The organism is Pseudomonas sp. PME37.24/006, from assembly GCF_055556635.1.
Genome location: NZ_JBVHNL010000002.1, coordinates 656,373 through 673,289, shown reverse-complemented (window position 1 = coordinate 673,289; position 16,917 = coordinate 656,373). Strand labels below are relative to the sequence as shown.

The window sequence follows — 16,917 nt, the reverse complement described above, 5'->3', positions numbered from 1 at the left end:
GCTACCGAGGATGGCCGCCGATTTCGGTTCTGGCCCCTACCTCGGAGAATGATGAGTGACCTGATGAATTGGACATGGTTTCACAAGTTGGGCTCGCCCAAATGGTTCTATGAGATCAGTGGCCGCTGGCTGCCCGGGCTGGCGATTGCCGCTGCCGTGCTGCTGGTCGTGGGTACGGTCTGGGGCCTGGCCTTCGCGCCGCCGGACTACCAGCAGGGCAACAGTTTCCGGATCATCTATATCCACGTGCCGGCCGCTTTTCTGGCGCAGTCGATCTACGTGATGCTGGCCGTGGCCGGCGTGGTCGGTCTGGTATGGAAGATGAAGCTGGCCGATGTCGCCCTGCAGCAGGCTGCGCCCGTCGGCGCCTGGATGACCGCCATCGCGCTGATCACCGGGGCGGTGTGGGGCAAGCCGACCTGGGGAACCTACTGGATCTGGGATGCGCGCCTGACCTCTATGCTGATCCTGCTGTTCCTGTATTTCGGCGTGATCGCCCTTGGCCAGGCGATCAGCAACCGCGACAGCGCCGCCAAGGCCACTGCAGTGCTGGCGGTGGTTGGGGTGATCAATATCCCGATCATCAAGTATTCGGTGGAGTGGTGGAATACCCTGCACCAGCCGGCCACCTTCAGCGTTATCGACAAGCCGACGATGCCCATGCAGATGTGGCTGCCGCTGTTGATCATGGTGCTGGGCTTCTACTGCTTCTTCGCTGCCGTGCTGCTGATGCGCATGCGCCTCGAAGTGTTGCGCCGTGAAGCACGCAGCAGTTGGGTGAAGGCCGAGATCCGCGCGCAGGTGGAGGGTAAACCATGAGTTTCGCGTCATTCGCCGACTTTCTCGCCATGGGCACTCACGGCCCCTATGTCTGGTCGGCCTATGGTATTTGCCTGGCCATACTGGTGTTGAACGTGGCGCTGCCGCTGCGCGCGCGACGCCGCCATTTGCAGGACGAGGCGCGTCGCATGCGCTGGGAGGAGACACGTTGAACGCTGTTCGCAAGAAGCGTCTGTTCATCGTTCTGGCTATCGTCGCTGGCGTTGGTATCGCCGTAGCGTTGGCCTTGAGTGCCCTGCAGCAGAACATCAATCTGTTTTACAGCCCCAGCCAGATCGCCAACGGCGAAGCGCCACGCGATACCCGTATCCGCGCCGGCGGCATGGTGGAAAAAGGTTCGGTGAAGCGCTCCGGTGATTCCCTGCAGACCGACTTCGTGGTCACCGACTACGTAGCGCGGGTGACTATCCGCTTCCATGGCATCCTGCCGGATCTGTTCCGCGAAGGGCAGGGCATCGTCGCCATGGGCAAGATCGACGACAGCGGCATGTTGCTTGCCGACGAAGTCTTGGCCAAGCACGACGAAAACTACATGCCGCCAGAGGTCAAGCAGGCTTTGGAGCAGAGTGGCACGAGCAAGCAATACGAGAAGGCCGGGGAGACTGCGCAATGATTCCCGAACTCGGCCATCTGGCGATGATTCTGGCCCTTTGTCTGGCCCTGGTGCAGTCGACACTGCCGCTGATTGGCGCCTGGCGCGGCGATCGGCAGTGGATGAGCCTGGCGCAGCCCGCGGCCTGGGGGCAGTTCGCCTTCCTAGTGTTCGCTTTCGCCTGCCTTACCTATGCCTTTATGACCGACGATTTTTCCGTGGCCTACGTGGCACAGAACTCCAACACGGCGCTGCCCTGGTATTACAAATTCAGCGCCGTATGGGGCGCCCACGAGGGCTCGCTGCTGCTCTGGGCACTGATTCTCGGCGGCTGGACGTTTGCCGTGGCGATCTTCTCCCGGCAGTTGCCCGAAGAGATGCTCGCCCGCGTGCTGGGTGTGATGGGCATCATCAGCGTCGGCTTCCTGCTGTTTCTGATCATCACTTCCAACCCGTTCACTCGCCTGCTGCCGAACGTACCGGCCGATGGTCGCGACCTCAATCCGCTGCTGCAGGATTTCGGCCTGATCATTCACCCGCCGATGCTCTACATGGGCTACGTGGGCTTCTCCGTAGCTTTCGCTTTTGCCATTGCTGCGCTGCTCGGCGGCAAGCTGGACGCCGCCTGGGCCCGCTGGTCGCGGCCCTGGACCATCGTCGCCTGGGCTTTTCTCGGCATCGGTATCGCTCTTGGCTCCTGGTGGGCCTACTACGAACTGGGCTGGGGCGGTTGGTGGTTCTGGGATCCGGTAGAAAACGCCTCGTTCATGCCCTGGCTGGTCGGCACCGCGCTGATCCACTCACTGGCCGTGACCGAGAAGCGCGGCGTGTTCAAAAGCTGGACGGTGCTGCTGGCCATTGCCGCGTTCTCCCTGAGTCTGCTGGGTACCTTCCTGGTTCGTTCCGGGGTGCTGACGTCGGTGCACGCATTCGCTAGCGACCCCGAGCGCGGCGTGTTCATCCTTGCTTTCCTGCTGTTGGTGGTCGGCGGCTCGTTGACCCTGTTCGCCTTACGCGCGCCGGTAGTGCGTAGCCACGTCGGTTTCAGCTTGTGGTCGCGGGAAACCCTGCTGCTGACCAATAATTTGATCCTGGTGGTGGCCGCTTCGATGATCCTCCTTGGCACCCTCTATCCGCTGGTGCTGGATGCCCTGAGCGGCGCCAAGCTGTCGGTCGGTCCACCGTACTTCAATGCGCTGTTCGTGCCACTGATGGGCTTGTTGATGGCGGTGCTCGCCGTTGGCGTAATGGTGCGCTGGAAGGACACCCCGCTGCGCTGGCTGCTCGGCATGCTCGCGCCGGTGCTGGTCGCCAGTGTGGGGTTGGCCTTGCTGGCCAGTTGGCTCTGGGGCGATTTCCACTGGGCGGTGCTCGGTGTTTGCCTGCTGGCCGCGTGGGTGGTTCTGGCCGGGCTGCGCGACATTCAGGACAAGACTCGCCACAAGGGCTTGTTCAAGGGCATGGCCAGCCTGGGCCGCAGCTACTGGGGCATGCAGTTGGCGCACCTGGGCCTGGCGGTCTGTGCACTGGGAGTGATCCTCACCAGCCTCGGCAGTTTCGAGCGTGACATGCGCATGGCGCCGGGCGATGCCGTAGAGCTGGGAGGTTACCGGTTCGTGTTCGAGGGTGCGGCGCATCACGAAGGGCCGAACTTCATTTCCGACCGCGGCACTGTGCGCGTCTTCGAAGGGGAAAGGCAGATCGCTCTGCTGCACCCGGAAAAACGCCTGTACACCGTGCAGCAATCGGTGATGACCGAAGCGGGGATCGACGCCGGTCTGACCCGCGATCTGTTCGTTGCCCTTGGCGAGCCGCTGGAGCAGGGCGCCTGGGCCGTGCGCGTGCACATCAAGCCCTTCGTACGCTGGATTTGGCTGGGTGCTTTGCTGATGGGCTTCGGCGGCTTCCTCGCCGCATCCGACAAGCGCTACCGGATGAAGGTCAAGACCCGTGTGCGTGACGCCCTGGGCCAGCAGGAGGCACGAACATGAGACGGCTGATTTTGTTGCTACCGCTGGTGATATTTCTCGGCGTGGCGGTGTTTCTCTACCGTGGCCTGTTTCTCGACCCTGCCGAACTGCCGTCGGCGCTGATCGACAAGCCCTTCCCGGCGTTCTCCCTGCCAGCAGTGGAGGGCGATCAACTGATCACCCAGGAAAATCTGCTGGGCAAGCCGTCGTTGGTCAACGTCTGGGCTACCTGGTGCGTTGCCTGCAAGGTCGAACATCCAGTGCTGAACAAGCTGACCGCCATGGGGGTGACCATTCACGGTGTGAACTACAAGGACGACAACACTGCCGCGCAGACATGGCTGAGCGATTTCCACGATCCTTATCAGCTCAACATCAGCGATCCCAAGGGCACCCTGGGGCTGGATCTGGGTGTGTACGGCGCACCGGAGACCTTCTTCGTCGATGCCAAGGGCATTATCCGCCACAAGTTCGTTGGAGTGATCGACGAGACTGTCTGGCGTGAGAAGCTCGCGCCGCTGTACCAGCAGATGGTCGACGAGGCTGGGCAATGAAGCGTTTTTTGATCGGGTTGAGCCTGTCGCTGGTGCTGGCCGGTGTGGCCCATGCAGCCATCGACACCTACGAGTTCGCCAGCGAGGCCGAGCGTGCCCGCTACCGCCAGCTCACCGAAGAGCTGCGCTGCCCGAAATGCCAGAACCAGAACATCGCCGACTCCGACGCGCCGATCGCCATGGATCTGCGCGCCGAGATCTATCGCATGCTTGAGGCGGGCGACAGTAACGCGCAGATCATCGATTACCTGGTCGCCCGTTACGGCGACTTCGTGCTCTACAAGCCGCCGGTTACCCGCCGCACCCTGTTGCTTTGGTATGGTCCGGTGGCGCTCCTTGTGGGTGGCTTCGTACTGCTCGGGGTGATCGTCGTGCGTCGTCGCAAGGGCGCTGCCGAGGTTTCCACAGGTTTGTCGAACGATGAACAGCAACGTCTGGCGCAACTGCTGAAGCAGGCGCCTCTGGATAAGAACGAGCCATGATCGAATTCTGGTTATCCGCCGGCCTGCTGTGTCTGGTCGCCGTAAGTTTTCTGCTGATTCCGCTGCTACGCGGGCGCAAGGTTCAGACCGAGGAAGATCGTACGGCGCTGAACGTTACCCTCTATCAAGAACGCGTGAGCGAGCTTGAGCGCCAAAACCAGGCGGGCACGCTGGACAGCAGCCAGTTGCGGGCGGCATACGACGAAGCCGCACGCGAGTTGCTCGCCGATACCGAGAGCAGCGGTGATGCCAAGGCGGGCCGCCTGGGTCGCATGATGCCGTTGATCATGGTGTTATCGATCCCGCTGGTCAGTGTTCTGCTTTATTCGCAATGGGGCGCTATTGAGGATGTTCAGCGTGCCCGCACCTTCTCCGCTGAGCCGCGTAGCATCGAAGAGATGACCGCGCGGCTGGAACAGGCTGTGCAAGGTAATCCCGAATCACCCGAGGGTTGGTACTTCCTGGGCCGCAGTTACATGGTGCAGGAGCGTCCGGCGGATGCAGCGAGCGCCTTCGAGCAGGCGGTGAAGGTAGCTGGTCGCGAACCGGAGCTGCTTGGGCAATGGGCTCAGGCGCTGTACTTTGCCGGTGGCAAACAGTGGACAGCGCAGCTGGAGACCTTAACGGGCGAAGCCCTGCAGGCTGATCCGGAAGAGGTCACCAGTTTGGGCCTGCTGGGTATCGCCGCCTATGAGGAACAGCGTTTTCAGGATGCCATTGGCTACTGGGAACGCCTCGTGGCGGTATTACCCGAGGGCGATCCATCACGTCAGGCAATCGCAGGCGGCATCGCCCGGGCTCGTCAGGAAATCGACCCGCAGGCCGGCGCTGCCGCCGCCACGCAGGCGCCGGAAATCGGCAGCCTGCAGGTGCGTGTCGAACTGGCGGATGCGCTGCGTGACAAGGTGCAGCCGGGCGACACGGTGTTCGTCTTCGCCCGCGCCGCCTCAGGGCCGCCCATGCCGTTGGCGGTCAAGCGCCTGAGCGTTGCTGATCTGCCTGCGTTGGTCAGCCTCTCGGATAGCGATGCGATGATGCCGGAACTGAAACTTTCCGCGTTCGACCAGGTTCAACTGGTGGCGCGCATTTCGCGCGCCGGCGATGCAAAAAGCGGCGAGTGGATAGGTCAGGGGCAACCGTTGTCCAGCACCATCCAGACCGTGCAACGCCTGATCATCGATAGTGCTGATGGCAAACAACCATGAATAAACTGATGTCGGCTGCCCTTGCGGCCACCCTGTTGAGTCTCGCCGGCTGTACCTTGCACAGCCCCGTACCCGGTACCGATGGCACCTCGGCACCTGCTGGTTCACCGCCAGCCAGCAAATCCCACCCGCGCTTCGCACCGCCACCGGGCGTCTCCAGCCACTGGGATGGCGGGTTGGGGGTCTATGTCGTCGACTCCGAGCGGGACACCTACTACCGCGAACGCACCTTCTACCGCTGGAGCGATGGCTGGAGCTGGGCCGGCACCCTGCAAGGCCCATGGCAACCCGTGGACAGCAGCGGCGTGCCACCAGCCCTGTACCGCCACCATGCCCAATAAGCGTGCCTTCGGTGTGTGGTGTAAAGACGTAGAGTGGGCTTCAGCCCACCGCCGTGAACATCAGCCACCACTGCGTTGACTGGCCTGGTGGGTCGGTCGGGCCGCGCAGGTGAAGCGTGACCCACCCTACAGTCCGTAGGAGCCAGCTTGCGGGCGATGCAATGGTAGGTACCCAGGGGCGTAGGGCGGGCTTCAGCCCACCAATAATGGCGTTTCGTATCAGTCGTCATCTCGCCGCCAGTAACCTGCGGCCTTGATGCGTTCCTCTTCGATGCCATGTTCGTCGATCAACACGCGACGCACCTTGCGAGACGTGTTGGCCTCACAGGCCACCCACGCATATACCTCACCGTCAGGCATACGTAACGCACGCGCGGCGTCGACCAGGCTGCCTTCGCCGCGAATCAGCCAGTGCATTTCTACATCGGCCACGCTGGGTAATGGCTGCTTCTCAGCCTCGTTCTCGATCTCCACCAGTAACGTCGCCTTGCGGCCTGGCGTGAGTGCCTCCAGCCAGCGACCAATGGCGGGCAGGGCGGTTTCATCGCCGATCAGCAGGTAGGCGTCGAAAATATCCGCTACTACCAGAGAGCTACGCGGCCCTGCGATGTACAACTGCTGGCCTGGCTGCACCTGACTTGCCCAGGTTGACGCTGGGCCGTCGCCATGTAGAACGAAGTCCACATCCAGTTCACCTGTCCGCGGGTCATAGCGGCGTGGCGTGTAGTCTCGCGTCACCGGTCGCTCGCCATCGCGGCCTGCCAGAAAGTCATCGAGGCGGCGTTGTTCATCCTCGTCGCGGGCGAATAGCAGCTTGATATGGTCATCCGCGGCGGCAGAAACGAAACCTTCGAGCGAATCACCCGTGAAGGTCACCCGGCGCATGCGTGGAGTGACATCCGCCACCCGTGCCACCGTCAGGCGGCGTCGGACGATGGGGTGCATCACACGCTCGATGGTCTTGGGCATTAAGGTCACTTGTTTCACTCCTTTCTCCAAGAGAGGCGCCTTGCTCCGATGACTGAATGTCAGCTTTGCGCCGCTGGCACAAGGTTCTAACTGGATCGTTGTCGATTACCTTGCGATTATCGCACCGCAGTTCGATAATCGCGCATGTCGTCAGGATGAGTTGATAGCCCATGACCGAGTCCCGTTCTCTGCCAAGCCCAATGGCGCCGCCTATCATTGCCTCGCCGGCGAAACGTATCGAGGCCCTCACCGGTGACCCGAACTTCATGACCTCCCTGGCACGTGGCTTGGCGGTCATCCATGCTTTCCAGGAGCGCAAGCGCCACCTGACCATCGCGCAGATCAGTCACCGCACTGAAATCCCCCGCGCAGCCGTGCGGCGGTGCCTGCACACGTTGATGAAGCTGGGTTATGTGACCACCGACGGCCGCGTCTATTCACTGCTGCCCAAGGTGCTGACGTTGGGCCATGCCTACTTGTCATCGACGCCGATGGCGGTAACCGCTCAGCCGATCCTTGATCGCCTCAGCGAGCAACTCCACGAGGCCTGCTCCATGGCTACGCTGGAGGGCGACGAGATTCTCTACATCGCCCGCTCGGCAACGCCGCAGCGGCTGATTTCCGTTGACTTGAGTGTGGGCAGCCGGTTGCCGGCCTACTGCACTTCTATGGGCCGCATCCTGCTGGCTGCGCTGGATGATGCGGCGGTGGACGATTACCTGAGCCACGCCGAGCTGCAGGTAAAAACCAGTCGCACGCTGCACACGCCTGAAGACTTGCGGGCCTCTATCGAAGAAATCCGTCGTCAGGGCTGGGTGATTATTGACCAGGAACTGGAAGTCAGCCTGCGGTCCATCGCCGTCCCGCTCAAGGACTCCGCAGGCCAGGTGCTGGCGGCGCTCAACGTTGGCACCCATGTAGGGCGCGTTTCGAGACAGGATCTGGAAAATCGCTTCTTGCCGATCCTGCTGGAAGCCAGTCACGAACTGAGTACGCGGCTGTTCCAATAGCGCTCCCCCGGGTGTCGCTGCGCTCGACCCGGGCTACTTGGGAGTGATCGTGAGATCCGTAGCCTGGGTCGAGCGAAGCGATACCCAGGAAATGCTCGCCATCCCATCTCTCTGCCTACCCGGCCCGCGGTCTACTCATTCAACAACCTGATGATGGCTGGGCCAAGGCTTCTATCTGTCTACACTCGGCCTGTCTTTCATTGGCTAGCAGGGCAGGTTGCGTATGCACAATCGCATGATGATCACGGGTGCCGGCTCCGGCTTGGGGCGCGAAATCGCGCTGCGCTGGGCGCGTGAGGGCTGGCGCCTGGCGTTGTCGGACGTCAACGATGCGGGCCTTGCCGAAACGCTACGCTTGGTGCGCGATGCTGGCGGAGAAGGGTTCACCCAGCGCTGTGACGTGCGCGATTACAGCCAACTGACGGCTTTTGCGCAGGCCTGCGAGGAAAAATTGGGCGGCATCGACGTCATCGTCAATAACGCCGGCGTGGCCTCTGGTGGTTTCTTTGCCGAGCTATCGCTGGAAGACTGGGACTGGCAGCTGTCGATCAACCTTATGGGAGTGGTCAAGGGCTGCAAGGCGTTTCTACCACTGCTCGAGCGCAGCAAGGGGCGCATCGTCAACATCGCCTCGATGGCGGCGCTGATGCAGGGCCCAGGCATGAGCAATTACAACGTGGCGAAGGCCGGTGTGGTGGCGCTGTCGGAGAGCTTGCTGGTCGAGTGCAAACCACTGCAGGTCGGTGTACATGTGGTGTGTCCGTCGTTCTTCCAGACCAATCTGCTCGATTCTTTCCGCGGACCCACGCCAGCGATGAAAGCCCAGGTCGGAAAGTTATTGGAGAGTTCACCTATTAGTGCTGCGTTCATCGCCGATTACATCTTCCAGGCAGTGGCCGATGGGCAATTCATGATCCTGCCTCATGAGCAGGGTCGCCAAGCCTGGGCGCTAAAGCAGAAGAACCCACAACTGCTCTATGACGAAATGACCGTGATGTGCGAGAAAATGCGCGCCAAGCCAACCAGTCACCGCGAAGGCTGAACCATCACCAAACGTAGGAGCGCCGCCCTCGGCGCGAAGGCGATTGCAGCCATCCCGTAAATGCCTGGCGCTGCCAACATTCGCCGCGGGGTCGCGGCTCCTACAATACTAGCGGTAGCCACGTCTGTAGGAGCGTCGCCCCCGGCGCGAAGGCGATTGCAGCCATCCGCCGGGAGAAAGTATCTTCTGATACTGGCCATGGCATTTTTCCAAGGACGATAGCCTTGCTGTCAGGCTTGCCCTTGGCCAGGTCTGCCGGTAGGGTTGCCGCCTTGGCTAACCTGGCCACCTGATCAGGAAATCTCGTGAAACCTGTCTCTCGCGCTTTGTTGCTGTTGGCTCTAGTGGCTGCAGCGGTGAATTTGCGCCCTGGCATTACCTCGCTGGCGCCCCTTATCGAACGTATTGCCCAGGAGCTGTCCCTGAGCCGAGGCTTTATCAGCCTCACCACCGCGCTGCCGGTACTTTGTATGGGCTTGCTGGCGCCGTTGGCTCCACGTCTGGCGGTCAAACTAGGGTTGGAACGCACCCTCACACTGTGTCTTGGCGCTATCACCCTGGCGTTGATGCTACGCCTGATCGGCCATTCCAGCGTGATGCTGATCGGCAGCGCTATGCTATTGGGCGCCGCTATCGCGATTGCCGGGCCCCTGCTGTCGGGGTTCATCAAACGCCATTTCGTTGGGCGCATGGGTCAGGTGCTGGCCTGGTATTCCCTGAGCATGGCGATCGGTGGTGCGGTCGGTGTCGTGCTGACTATGCCGGCTACGCAGTTGTTCGCCGATGATTGGAGCTACGGCTTGGCTATCTGGGCGTTACCTGCCGCGCTGGCTGTGGCGATCTGGTGCTACCTGCCCAAGCAGCAGGCCGAACCGCTGAACAGCGAAGATGCAGTTGCCGGTTTGCCTTGGCGCGAACCGCGTGCGTGGTTGATTAGTGTCTATTTCGCCCTGCAGGCAGGTTTGTTTTATGCGATTGCAACCTGGACAGTCGCGCGCTACCAGGAGGCAGGCTTGTCAGCCGCTCATAGCAACACGCTGTTCAGTCTGGCGATGTTGATGGGCCTGCCGAGTTCCTTTCTGTTGCCGTGGCTGGTACAGCGCGTGAGCAATCACTATCTGCTGATGGTTGCTTGTGGCTCTATGACGCTTATCAGCCTGAGCATGATCACGTTCCAGCCCACCTTCGTACCTGAGCTCTGGGCGTTGACATTGGGTTTCGGCATGAGTGGTTCCTTCGCCCTGTCGCTGCTGCTGCCAATCTACGAAGCCGGCTCGCCCATGGCCGTGAGCCGCTGGACGGCCATGATGCAGGGCATGGGCTATAGCGTGGCGTGCCTGACCCCATTGCTCACTGGCCTGGCGCGCGACATGGCCGGTACTTACAAGATGCCTTTCATGGTACTAACCAGCATGGCAGTCGTTATGGTGCTGCTGGCCTGGTTGATGCGCAAAGGCCCACGTCGTAGCAACGCGTAGAAAGCGTGTTGACTCTTGCCCGGCGAGAGCCCGGTCGGAATCAGAGGCGTAGGAGCGTCGCCCCCGGCGCGAATTGATAGTCGCCACACCGCGGCTCCGGCGTTGCCCATACAAATTCGGCGCGAGGGCGCACCACCTATAGACGGTTGGCTATCCTCAGCGCTTATCGCTAAAACCCATCATTGTTAACACTTGGGGCCTCGAAGTTCCCCTGGACTGCCGGGTTATGATAGAAGGCAGCCAGTTTTTTGCGGAGTGTCCCCGTGGGATCGGAATCCATCGTCTATGGCTGCATTCGTGACTGGCCGTCCGACAGCCCATCGGAAAGTCGCTTGCGGCGCCTGCTCAATTTGCAGGTGCTGGAAAGCTTGCCAGTTGGCGATGCATGGCCGTTTCTTGGCCGCGAGATGTTTTCCTGCTGCCAACAGCCTGGCAGCGGTCTGTACCAAACACAGGTCATCCACTTCGGTGCGAGCTACCAGACCATCGAGTACGAATGGAAGCTCTGGGTCGCTGAGTTCGAGGCTCTGCTCAAGCGCCTTTATTGGGCCAGTGCCGTGGTGCACCTGGAAACCGAGTTGAGCGGCACCCATACCTTTCGCTGGGAGTCGGACACCGGTCTGCACAGCCCCCACGACGGCGCCTTGCGCGTACGTTGCGCGTGGGAACGAGAGGGCGGTTTACGCGGCTAGGGTTCTGGCGTATCTGTCGCCGCCAGCCCTTGCGAGAGTCTGCATGAACTGATCTATTTTCCACAGGACGACAATGCTCAACTATTTCTGGTTCTTTCTCGCCGCGGTATTCGAAATCGCCGGTTGTTACGCCTTCTGGATGTGGCTTCGCATGGGCAAGAGCGCCTGGTGGATTGCACCGGGGATATTCAGCCTGCTTTTTTTCGCCCTGTTATTGACGAGAGTCGAAGCCGCTTACGCCGGCCGTGCCTATGCAGCGTATGGCGGCATCTACATCGTCACATCACTGCTGTGGCTTGGCGTCATCGAGAAAGCCCGTCCCTTGAGCAGCGATTGGCTTGGCGCAGCACTATGCGTGATTGGCGCTTCGATCATCCTGCTGGGGCCACGCTTCTCGCAGACCTGAGGCGCCCTCGTTGGGATACCGGCCCGTAGGAGCGTCGCCCTGGCGCGAAACGATTGCGGCCATCATTCAAATTTGAATCAAGGCCACTATTCGCCGCGGGGGCGCGGCTCCTACAGGATTTGCAAATCCCGAGCGCTCTGTAGGAGCGCCGCCCCCGGCGCGAAAGCAATTGCAGCCTCGCCACAAGATCTCGCCATCCCCCGGTTTAGCACAGTAGCGTTGGCGCTTACGCCTCATCCTCCACCAGCCACTCCTGCGGCACATCGCGTTTGAGCGCCAACTGGCATTGTTGGCTCTCTGGGTCGAATACGATTACAGCTTCGCCTTTATCCAGCGCGCGCCGAACGCGGGCAATGCGTGTTTCCAGCGGTGTTTCGTCGCCATTGTCAGTGCCGTCACGGGTGACGAAGTCCTCGATCAGGCGAGTGAGGGTATCTGCCTCGAGCAGATGGGCGGGAATCAGCACAGTTTTCTCCTGAGACTCTCTCGGGCCTCTGACCAGCAAATGCATGAGATATCTTGGACGGCAGCTCTGAGGTTTTGATCACCTCTTTCGCGCGTTAGCAAGCCGGGCAGGGTACGCATATCCTCAGCAAACCGCCCGACAAAGCAACATTCCAGTCCAGACAACGACTTACGTTCATCTACCCGAATCCCTCATGGCTATTTCAAGAACTCAAGCACATTTTCCGGATTGGTGATTTTTTAGGCTGTTCAAAAGCTGATCAGCGTGCTAAAACCGTTCCATCGAGTGACATAGCCGCTTGAAAACGAAGGGAAAAGTATGACCAAGTCGGAGCTGATCGAAAGAATCGTCACCCACCAAGGGCAGCTTTCAAACAAAGATGTCGAGCTGGCCATCAAAACCATGCTGGAACAGATGTCCCAGGCGCTGGCGACTGGCGATCGCATCGAGATCCGTGGTTTCGGCAGTTTTTCCCTTCACTATCGCGCTCCGCGCGTTGGCCGTAACCCGAAAACCGGCCAGTCTGTGCGCCTGGATGGCAAGTTCGTCCCGCACTTCAAACCCGGCAAGGAATTGCGCGATCGGGTCAATGAGGACGAAGAGGAATAGGCTTCAACACCTACCGCTCAAGCTTGATCGGCTCGTCATCACCGCCACTTCCCGCCCAGCGACTCGTAGCCTGGATCAGCCGAAGGCGTAATCCGGGAATCGAATCCAATCCCGCAATGCCACCAAAAGTTAAAGGATTAACTGATGGACTATCCGCGCATCACCCACCATGGCGCTCAAGATGGCGTCACCGGTTCCTGTCATCAACTGCATATGGCAGCAAACAGTAGCGTTCTCATCGACTGTGGCCTTTTCCAGGGCGCCGACGCGTCCACCCATGGCGCTCGAGCCGATCACCAGATAATCGAATTTCCTCTGGATGGCATTCGCGCACTGATCGTTACCCATGTGCACGCCGACCACGTAGGGCGCATTCCTTACCTGCTCACCGCAGGCTTCAAAGGCCCGATCCTGTGTAGTGAGCCCTCTGCCAAGTTGCTGCCCATCGTGCTGGAGGATGCCTTCAAGCTGACTTTCAGCCGCGATCAGAAGCAGGTCGAGCGTTATATAAAGGAAGTGCAGCAGCGAATCATCGCACTGCCCTACAACCACTGGTTCACTCTGCACGATAGCGATGGGCTGGCTAGCAAAGTGCGCCTGCAGCGCGCCGCCCATATGCTCGGTTCCGCCTACGTCGAGGTGGATCTGCAGTACGACCCGGGCCTGCCCAGCAAGCGCATCGTCTTCTCGGGCGACCTCGGTGCCCCAGGCGCCCCTATCCTCAAGCCCTGTATACCGCCACGCCGTGCCGACATCTTGGTATTGGAGAGCACCTACGGCGACCGCCTGCACGAAGACCGCAGTACACGCCGCCAGCGCCTGGAGCAGGTCATCGAGCATGCCCTGGCCAATAACGGCACCGTGCTGATTCCCGCCTTCAGCGTCGGGCGCACGCAAGAGCTGCTCTACGAGCTGGAAGACATCATCCATAGCAAGAAACTGAACACCAAATCCCAGCACGACTCTCCTGTAGGAGCGGGCCCCGACCGCGAACAATCTCCATCACGCCGCAGCCCGGAAGGTACCGCACCGACTCAGAAAAACAGCGAGAACGAACTTGATATCGACTGGCCAAGCCTGCCCATCATCCTCGACTCACCCCTGGCCAGCCGCTTCACCCAGGCCTACCGTGAACTAAAAGACTTCTGGAACGAAGAAGCCCAAGCCCGCGTCCAGTCCGGCAGAAGGCCACTGGCGTTCGATCAACTGATCACCATCGACAGCCACGCCGACCATCAGAAGATCCTCAACCACTTGGTAAGCAGCGCCAGGCCATCCATCGTCATCGCCGGCAACGGCATGTGCTCCAGCGGTCGCATCGTCAACTACCTAAAAGCCATGCTGGGTGACCCCCGGCACGACGTGCTGTTCGTTGGCTACCAAGCCAAAGGAACGCCAGGCCACGCCATCCAGCGCTTCGGCCCGCGCAATGGTTACGTGGAGTTCGACGGCCAGCGCTATGACATTCGTGCTGGTGTGCACAGCATTGGCGGGTATTCGGCGCATGCGGATCAGGCTGGATTGGTGAGCTTTGTGACGGGGATGGATGAGTGGCCGGGGGAGATTCGGTTGGTGCATGGGGAGGCAGGTGCCAAATCGGTATTGGCGAAAGCATTGCTCAGCAGATACGTCCGAACCGGATTAACCCTTAATTTAAACGTGGACAACTCTTAAGGTGGTTATTGAAGGCTGGATGCGGTGAGCCTGTCCCATGCTGCAATCGATATGTAGTGGTCAGCTAATCCCGACACTGTGTTGAGTTTTCCTCAGCTCAACGCAGGCGGTAACCCAGCGTTGAGCTGATGCGGTCGTTCCCAGTTGTACCGCTGCCCGGTCGTCCTCGTAGTTCATAGGCCATGTCGAATGCATTGATGACCAGATCGGCATCTGGCTTTGGCGAGAAAGCCCAGCCTACCGAGCGACGCGCATAAAGATTGATTCAACAGGCTCTCCAGTGTGCAATTGATCAATCAGCGCAAACGCTTATGATCCTCGGCCATCAAGAGCGCTGTGGCTTTTTTAGAATCGACTTTCCCCGTTCCAGGCGATTGAACCGGGCCTCCAGTTCCTGGATCTTCTGCTGCTCGGGCGTCAGCGCTTTACTGGTCGGAGTAATGCTGCTTCGCTCTTTCTGAAGCTGGTTCAGCCATCGACGCAGGGCTGATTCAACCAGCCCAAGTGAGCGGGCTGCCTCGATATGGCTGTAGCCCTGATCAAGCACCAAGTAGGCTGCCTCGCGCTTGAACTACGTCGTTGTCTGCTCATCGAACACCTCTATATGGCGGGCATTTCCGCCTAAAAAGGTGTCCTGGGTTAGTAGACCACTACACATGGGATTCGACGCGATCACAGAACGAGTTGGTGCAAGCAGCAGGAGCCTGCGGCTGTCGCGTTTCTCCCGACAAGGTTCGCTTATTTAGTGATTACAGGTAAAATTCGCACGATGATTGAATGGTGGGTAAGCGTAATATGAGGCTTAAAAGGGCAAGGGAAATTGCATCATTTTTTTTTGTTATATTTTTCATTACCGGCTGCTGTCAGTCGCAGGATAATGTGGTAGAGACTGCAAGTCTTACCGAGACCTCTGTTTACTTTAAGCATGGAATTGGCTTGGATTTTGGGATGGAACCGATTTCTGAAAAAAAAACCAGCGTCAGTGGATATTCTAATAGTTCGGTTATTTATGAACTTGCAGGGCATGCTATGTTGGATGTTGATCAGCGCATTACATTATTGATGAGTCAATTAGGGTGTGAGCGTTTTGTAAGATCTTCAACCAAAAATAGTTTAAGCGTGCTTTATAAGAATAATGATGGGGTAGTAGTGGCATTAAGGTACCGCCAGGTGGTAGTCGACGGCCTGAAGAGAAAGACACTTCTTACTCTTACATGGCGTAATTGATTAATGAAATTAGCTCCCAATAAGTCGTTAGTAGTACTACTGCAGTCAGTATAAGGAAGGGTAATGAGTATCGATGTTAAGATAGCGGTATTAGGACTTGGTTACGTCGGTCTCCCCTTGGCTGTTGAATTTTCGAAAAAATATAAAGTAATAGGGTTTGATATTGACTCTGCGCGGGTGAGGCAATTGTCTGAGGGTGTTGAACGAACAGGCGAGGTTGCACCGGATGAGCTAAGGAATGCTAAGAATCTTACCTATACAGATACATTAGAAGAGATTGCGGAGTGTAATGTATACATAGTAACTGTACCCACGCCCATTGATAGATATAAAAGACCAGACTTACAATTATTAATGGATGCAACCAGAATGGTTGCGTCCGTATTGAGTGTAAACGACTACGTTATTTATGAGTCTACCGTGTATCCCGGGGTTACAGAGGGCGAGTGTGTCCCGGAGTTGGAGAAGGTATCAGGTTTAAAGTTTAATTCTGACTTCTATGTGGGCTACAGTCCAGAGCGCGTTAATCCAGGCGACAAAAAACATCGCATAAGTAATATTATCAAGGTTACTTCAGGCTCAACCAAGGAAGCTGCTCGCTTTATAGATGATTTATACAAGCAGGTGGTAGTGGCCGGCACACATTTAGCGGAAAGCATAAAGGTCGCGGAGGCTGCGAAAGTAATTGAGAATACGCAGCGCGATCTTAATATTGCGTTAATTAATGAATTGGCAATCATCTGTAACGTGCTTGGCATAGATACTCAGGCGGTTCTTGAGGCCGCGGGAACAAAGTGGAATTTTTTGCCATTCCGTCCAGGATTGGTGGGGGGGCATTGTATAGGAGTTGATCCGTATTACCTCACCTATAAGTCTTGTCTAATGGGTTATGATCCTGAAGTGATTCTTGCTGGAAGACGTTTGAATGATGGAATGGGCTCATATGTTGTGAGCCAATTAATTAAAACAATGCTGAAGCACCAGATAGATGTTCCGTGCAGCAAAGTGCTGGTTATGGGGTTGACCTTTAAAGAGAACTGCCCAGATTTACGCAACTCGAGAGTGGTGGATATAGTAAAAGAACTATTGGATTATAATTTAACTGTCGATGTTTACGACCCGGTAGCCTGCGCAGATACAGCAGAGGCGCACTACTCGATAAAGCTTTTGTCGTATCCTGAAGTTAATAGTTATGATGCTGTATTAATTGCCGTTGCGCATGATCAGTTTAAAGTTTTAGGGGCGTCAGTGATCCAAGGTTTTGCAAAGAAAACAAGAGTGATCTATGACTTGAAATATGTCTTGAAACCGGGTGAGTCTAATTTAAGGCTTTAGCGTGTTAGGAATTCGGATGATTGAA

19 protein-coding genes and 1 pseudogene are annotated in these 16,917 nt (G+C 58.3%); 17 read left to right on the top strand and 3 right to left on the bottom strand.

What is annotated here, in order from left to right:
- Window positions 1-60: 60 nt before the first annotated feature.
- From ACZ3GY_RS08640 to ACZ3GY_RS08605, 8 genes are read left to right on the top strand one after another with little or no spacing between them, the layout of a single operon-like run.
- Window positions 61-819, top strand: a complete 759-nt coding sequence (locus ACZ3GY_RS08640; RefSeq protein WP_465910023.1) for a heme ABC transporter permease — start codon at window positions 61-63, stop codon at window positions 817-819.
- On the top strand, window positions 816-992 hold the full coding sequence (ccmD, locus tag ACZ3GY_RS08635) for a heme exporter protein CcmD (RefSeq protein ID WP_465909695.1): 177 nt from the start codon (window positions 816-818) through the stop codon (window positions 990-992). The genes ACZ3GY_RS08640 and ccmD overlap by 4 nt, the downstream gene beginning before the upstream one ends.
- Window positions 989-1,453, top strand: coding sequence for a cytochrome c maturation protein CcmE (gene ccmE, locus ACZ3GY_RS08630; protein WP_465909694.1), 465 nt, complete (start codon window positions 989-991; stop codon window positions 1,451-1,453). The genes ccmD and ccmE overlap by 4 nt, the downstream gene beginning before the upstream one ends.
- Entirely contained in the window at window positions 1,450-3,423 is a 1,974-nt protein-coding gene (locus ACZ3GY_RS08625; protein ID WP_465909693.1) for a heme lyase CcmF/NrfE family subunit, read from the top strand. The genes ccmE and ACZ3GY_RS08625 overlap by 4 nt, the downstream gene beginning before the upstream one ends.
- Window positions 3,420-3,956: a DsbE family thiol:disulfide interchange protein gene (locus tag ACZ3GY_RS08620; RefSeq protein ID WP_465909692.1), complete on the top strand. Its 537-nt coding sequence runs from the start codon at window positions 3,420-3,422 to the stop codon at window positions 3,954-3,956. The genes ACZ3GY_RS08625 and ACZ3GY_RS08620 overlap by 4 nt, the downstream gene beginning before the upstream one ends.
- Window positions 3,953-4,438 carry a cytochrome c-type biogenesis protein gene (locus ACZ3GY_RS08615; protein ID WP_465909691.1) on the top strand — a complete coding sequence of 162 codons (486 nt, stop codon included), beginning with the start codon at window positions 3,953-3,955 and terminating at the stop codon, window positions 4,436-4,438. The genes ACZ3GY_RS08620 and ACZ3GY_RS08615 overlap by 4 nt, the downstream gene beginning before the upstream one ends.
- Window positions 4,435-5,643: a c-type cytochrome biogenesis protein CcmI gene (ccmI, locus tag ACZ3GY_RS08610; RefSeq protein WP_465909690.1), complete on the top strand. Its 1,209-nt coding sequence runs from the start codon at window positions 4,435-4,437 to the stop codon at window positions 5,641-5,643. The genes ACZ3GY_RS08615 and ccmI overlap by 4 nt, the downstream gene beginning before the upstream one ends.
- Window positions 5,640-5,984, top strand: a complete 345-nt coding sequence (locus tag ACZ3GY_RS08605) for a hypothetical protein (RefSeq protein ID WP_465909689.1) — start codon at window positions 5,640-5,642, stop codon at window positions 5,982-5,984. The genes ccmI and ACZ3GY_RS08605 overlap by 4 nt, the downstream gene beginning before the upstream one ends.
- A gap of 219 nt (window positions 5,985-6,203) precedes the next feature.
- On the opposite strand, the gene ACZ3GY_RS08600 is transcribed toward ACZ3GY_RS08605, so the two are convergent.
- Window positions 6,204-6,953, bottom strand: a complete 750-nt coding sequence (locus tag ACZ3GY_RS08600) for a siderophore-interacting protein (RefSeq protein WP_465910022.1) — start codon at window positions 6,951-6,953, stop codon at window positions 6,204-6,206.
- 170 nt (window positions 6,954-7,123) lie between these two features.
- Between ACZ3GY_RS08600 and ACZ3GY_RS08595 the strand changes: the two genes are divergently transcribed.
- From ACZ3GY_RS08595 to ACZ3GY_RS08575, 5 genes are all read left to right on the top strand, one after another.
- Window positions 7,124-7,963, top strand: a complete 840-nt coding sequence (locus ACZ3GY_RS08595; protein WP_463566231.1) for an IclR family transcriptional regulator domain-containing protein — start codon at window positions 7,124-7,126, stop codon at window positions 7,961-7,963.
- A gap of 223 nt (window positions 7,964-8,186) precedes the next feature.
- The gene (locus tag ACZ3GY_RS08590; RefSeq protein ID WP_465909688.1) at window positions 8,187-9,005 is read left to right on the top strand and encodes an SDR family oxidoreductase; all 819 of its coding nucleotides are present in this window, start codon (window positions 8,187-8,189) and stop codon (window positions 9,003-9,005) included.
- 305 nt (window positions 9,006-9,310) lie between these two features.
- Window positions 9,311-10,483: an MFS transporter gene (locus tag ACZ3GY_RS08585; protein WP_463564621.1), complete on the top strand. Its 1,173-nt coding sequence runs from the start codon at window positions 9,311-9,313 to the stop codon at window positions 10,481-10,483.
- Window positions 10,484-10,746: 263 nt separating this feature from the next.
- Entirely contained in the window at window positions 10,747-11,175 is a 429-nt protein-coding gene (locus ACZ3GY_RS08580) for a hypothetical protein (RefSeq protein WP_463564622.1), read from the top strand.
- A 73-nt stretch (window positions 11,176-11,248) separates the two neighbouring features.
- Window positions 11,249-11,581, top strand: a complete 333-nt coding sequence (locus ACZ3GY_RS08575; protein ID WP_463564623.1) for a YnfA family protein — start codon at window positions 11,249-11,251, stop codon at window positions 11,579-11,581.
- A gap of 226 nt (window positions 11,582-11,807) precedes the next feature.
- Here the strand turns inward: ACZ3GY_RS08575 and ACZ3GY_RS08570 are convergent, their stop codons facing one another.
- On the bottom strand, window positions 11,808-12,047 hold the full coding sequence (locus ACZ3GY_RS08570) for a YheU family protein (protein ID WP_465909687.1): 240 nt from the start codon (window positions 12,045-12,047) through the stop codon (window positions 11,808-11,810).
- A 318-nt stretch (window positions 12,048-12,365) separates the two neighbouring features.
- Here ACZ3GY_RS08570 and ihfB point away from each other — a divergent pair, with 318 nt between their 5' ends.
- Both ihfB and ACZ3GY_RS08560 read left to right on the top strand, forming a co-directional pair.
- Window positions 12,366-12,656 carry an integration host factor subunit beta gene (gene ihfB, locus ACZ3GY_RS08565; RefSeq protein ID WP_463564625.1) on the top strand — a complete coding sequence of 97 codons (291 nt, stop codon included), beginning with the start codon at window positions 12,366-12,368 and terminating at the stop codon, window positions 12,654-12,656.
- Window positions 12,657-12,800: 144 nt separating this feature from the next.
- Window positions 12,801-14,330, top strand: coding sequence for an MBL fold metallo-hydrolase (locus ACZ3GY_RS08560; RefSeq protein ID WP_465909685.1), 1,530 nt, complete (start codon window positions 12,801-12,803; stop codon window positions 14,328-14,330).
- Between the two features lie 340 nt (window positions 14,331-14,670).
- Here ACZ3GY_RS08560 and ACZ3GY_RS08555 read toward each other — a convergent pair.
- A pseudogene (locus tag ACZ3GY_RS08555) lies at window positions 14,671-14,901 on the bottom strand (transposase); the annotation flags it as partial.
- Between the two features lie 206 nt (window positions 14,902-15,107).
- Here ACZ3GY_RS08555 and ACZ3GY_RS08550 point away from each other — a divergent pair.
- A complete protein-coding gene (locus ACZ3GY_RS08550; RefSeq protein ID WP_465909684.1) occupies window positions 15,108-15,557 on the top strand; it encodes a hypothetical protein in 450 nt (149 codons plus the stop codon).
- Window positions 15,558-15,620: 63 nt separating this feature from the next.
- Window positions 15,621-16,892 carry a Vi polysaccharide biosynthesis UDP-N-acetylglucosamine C-6 dehydrogenase TviB gene (tviB, locus tag ACZ3GY_RS08545; protein ID WP_465909683.1) on the top strand — a complete coding sequence of 424 codons (1,272 nt, stop codon included), beginning with the start codon at window positions 15,621-15,623 and terminating at the stop codon, window positions 16,890-16,892.
- The last annotated feature ends 25 nt before the right edge of the window (window positions 16,893-16,917 follow it).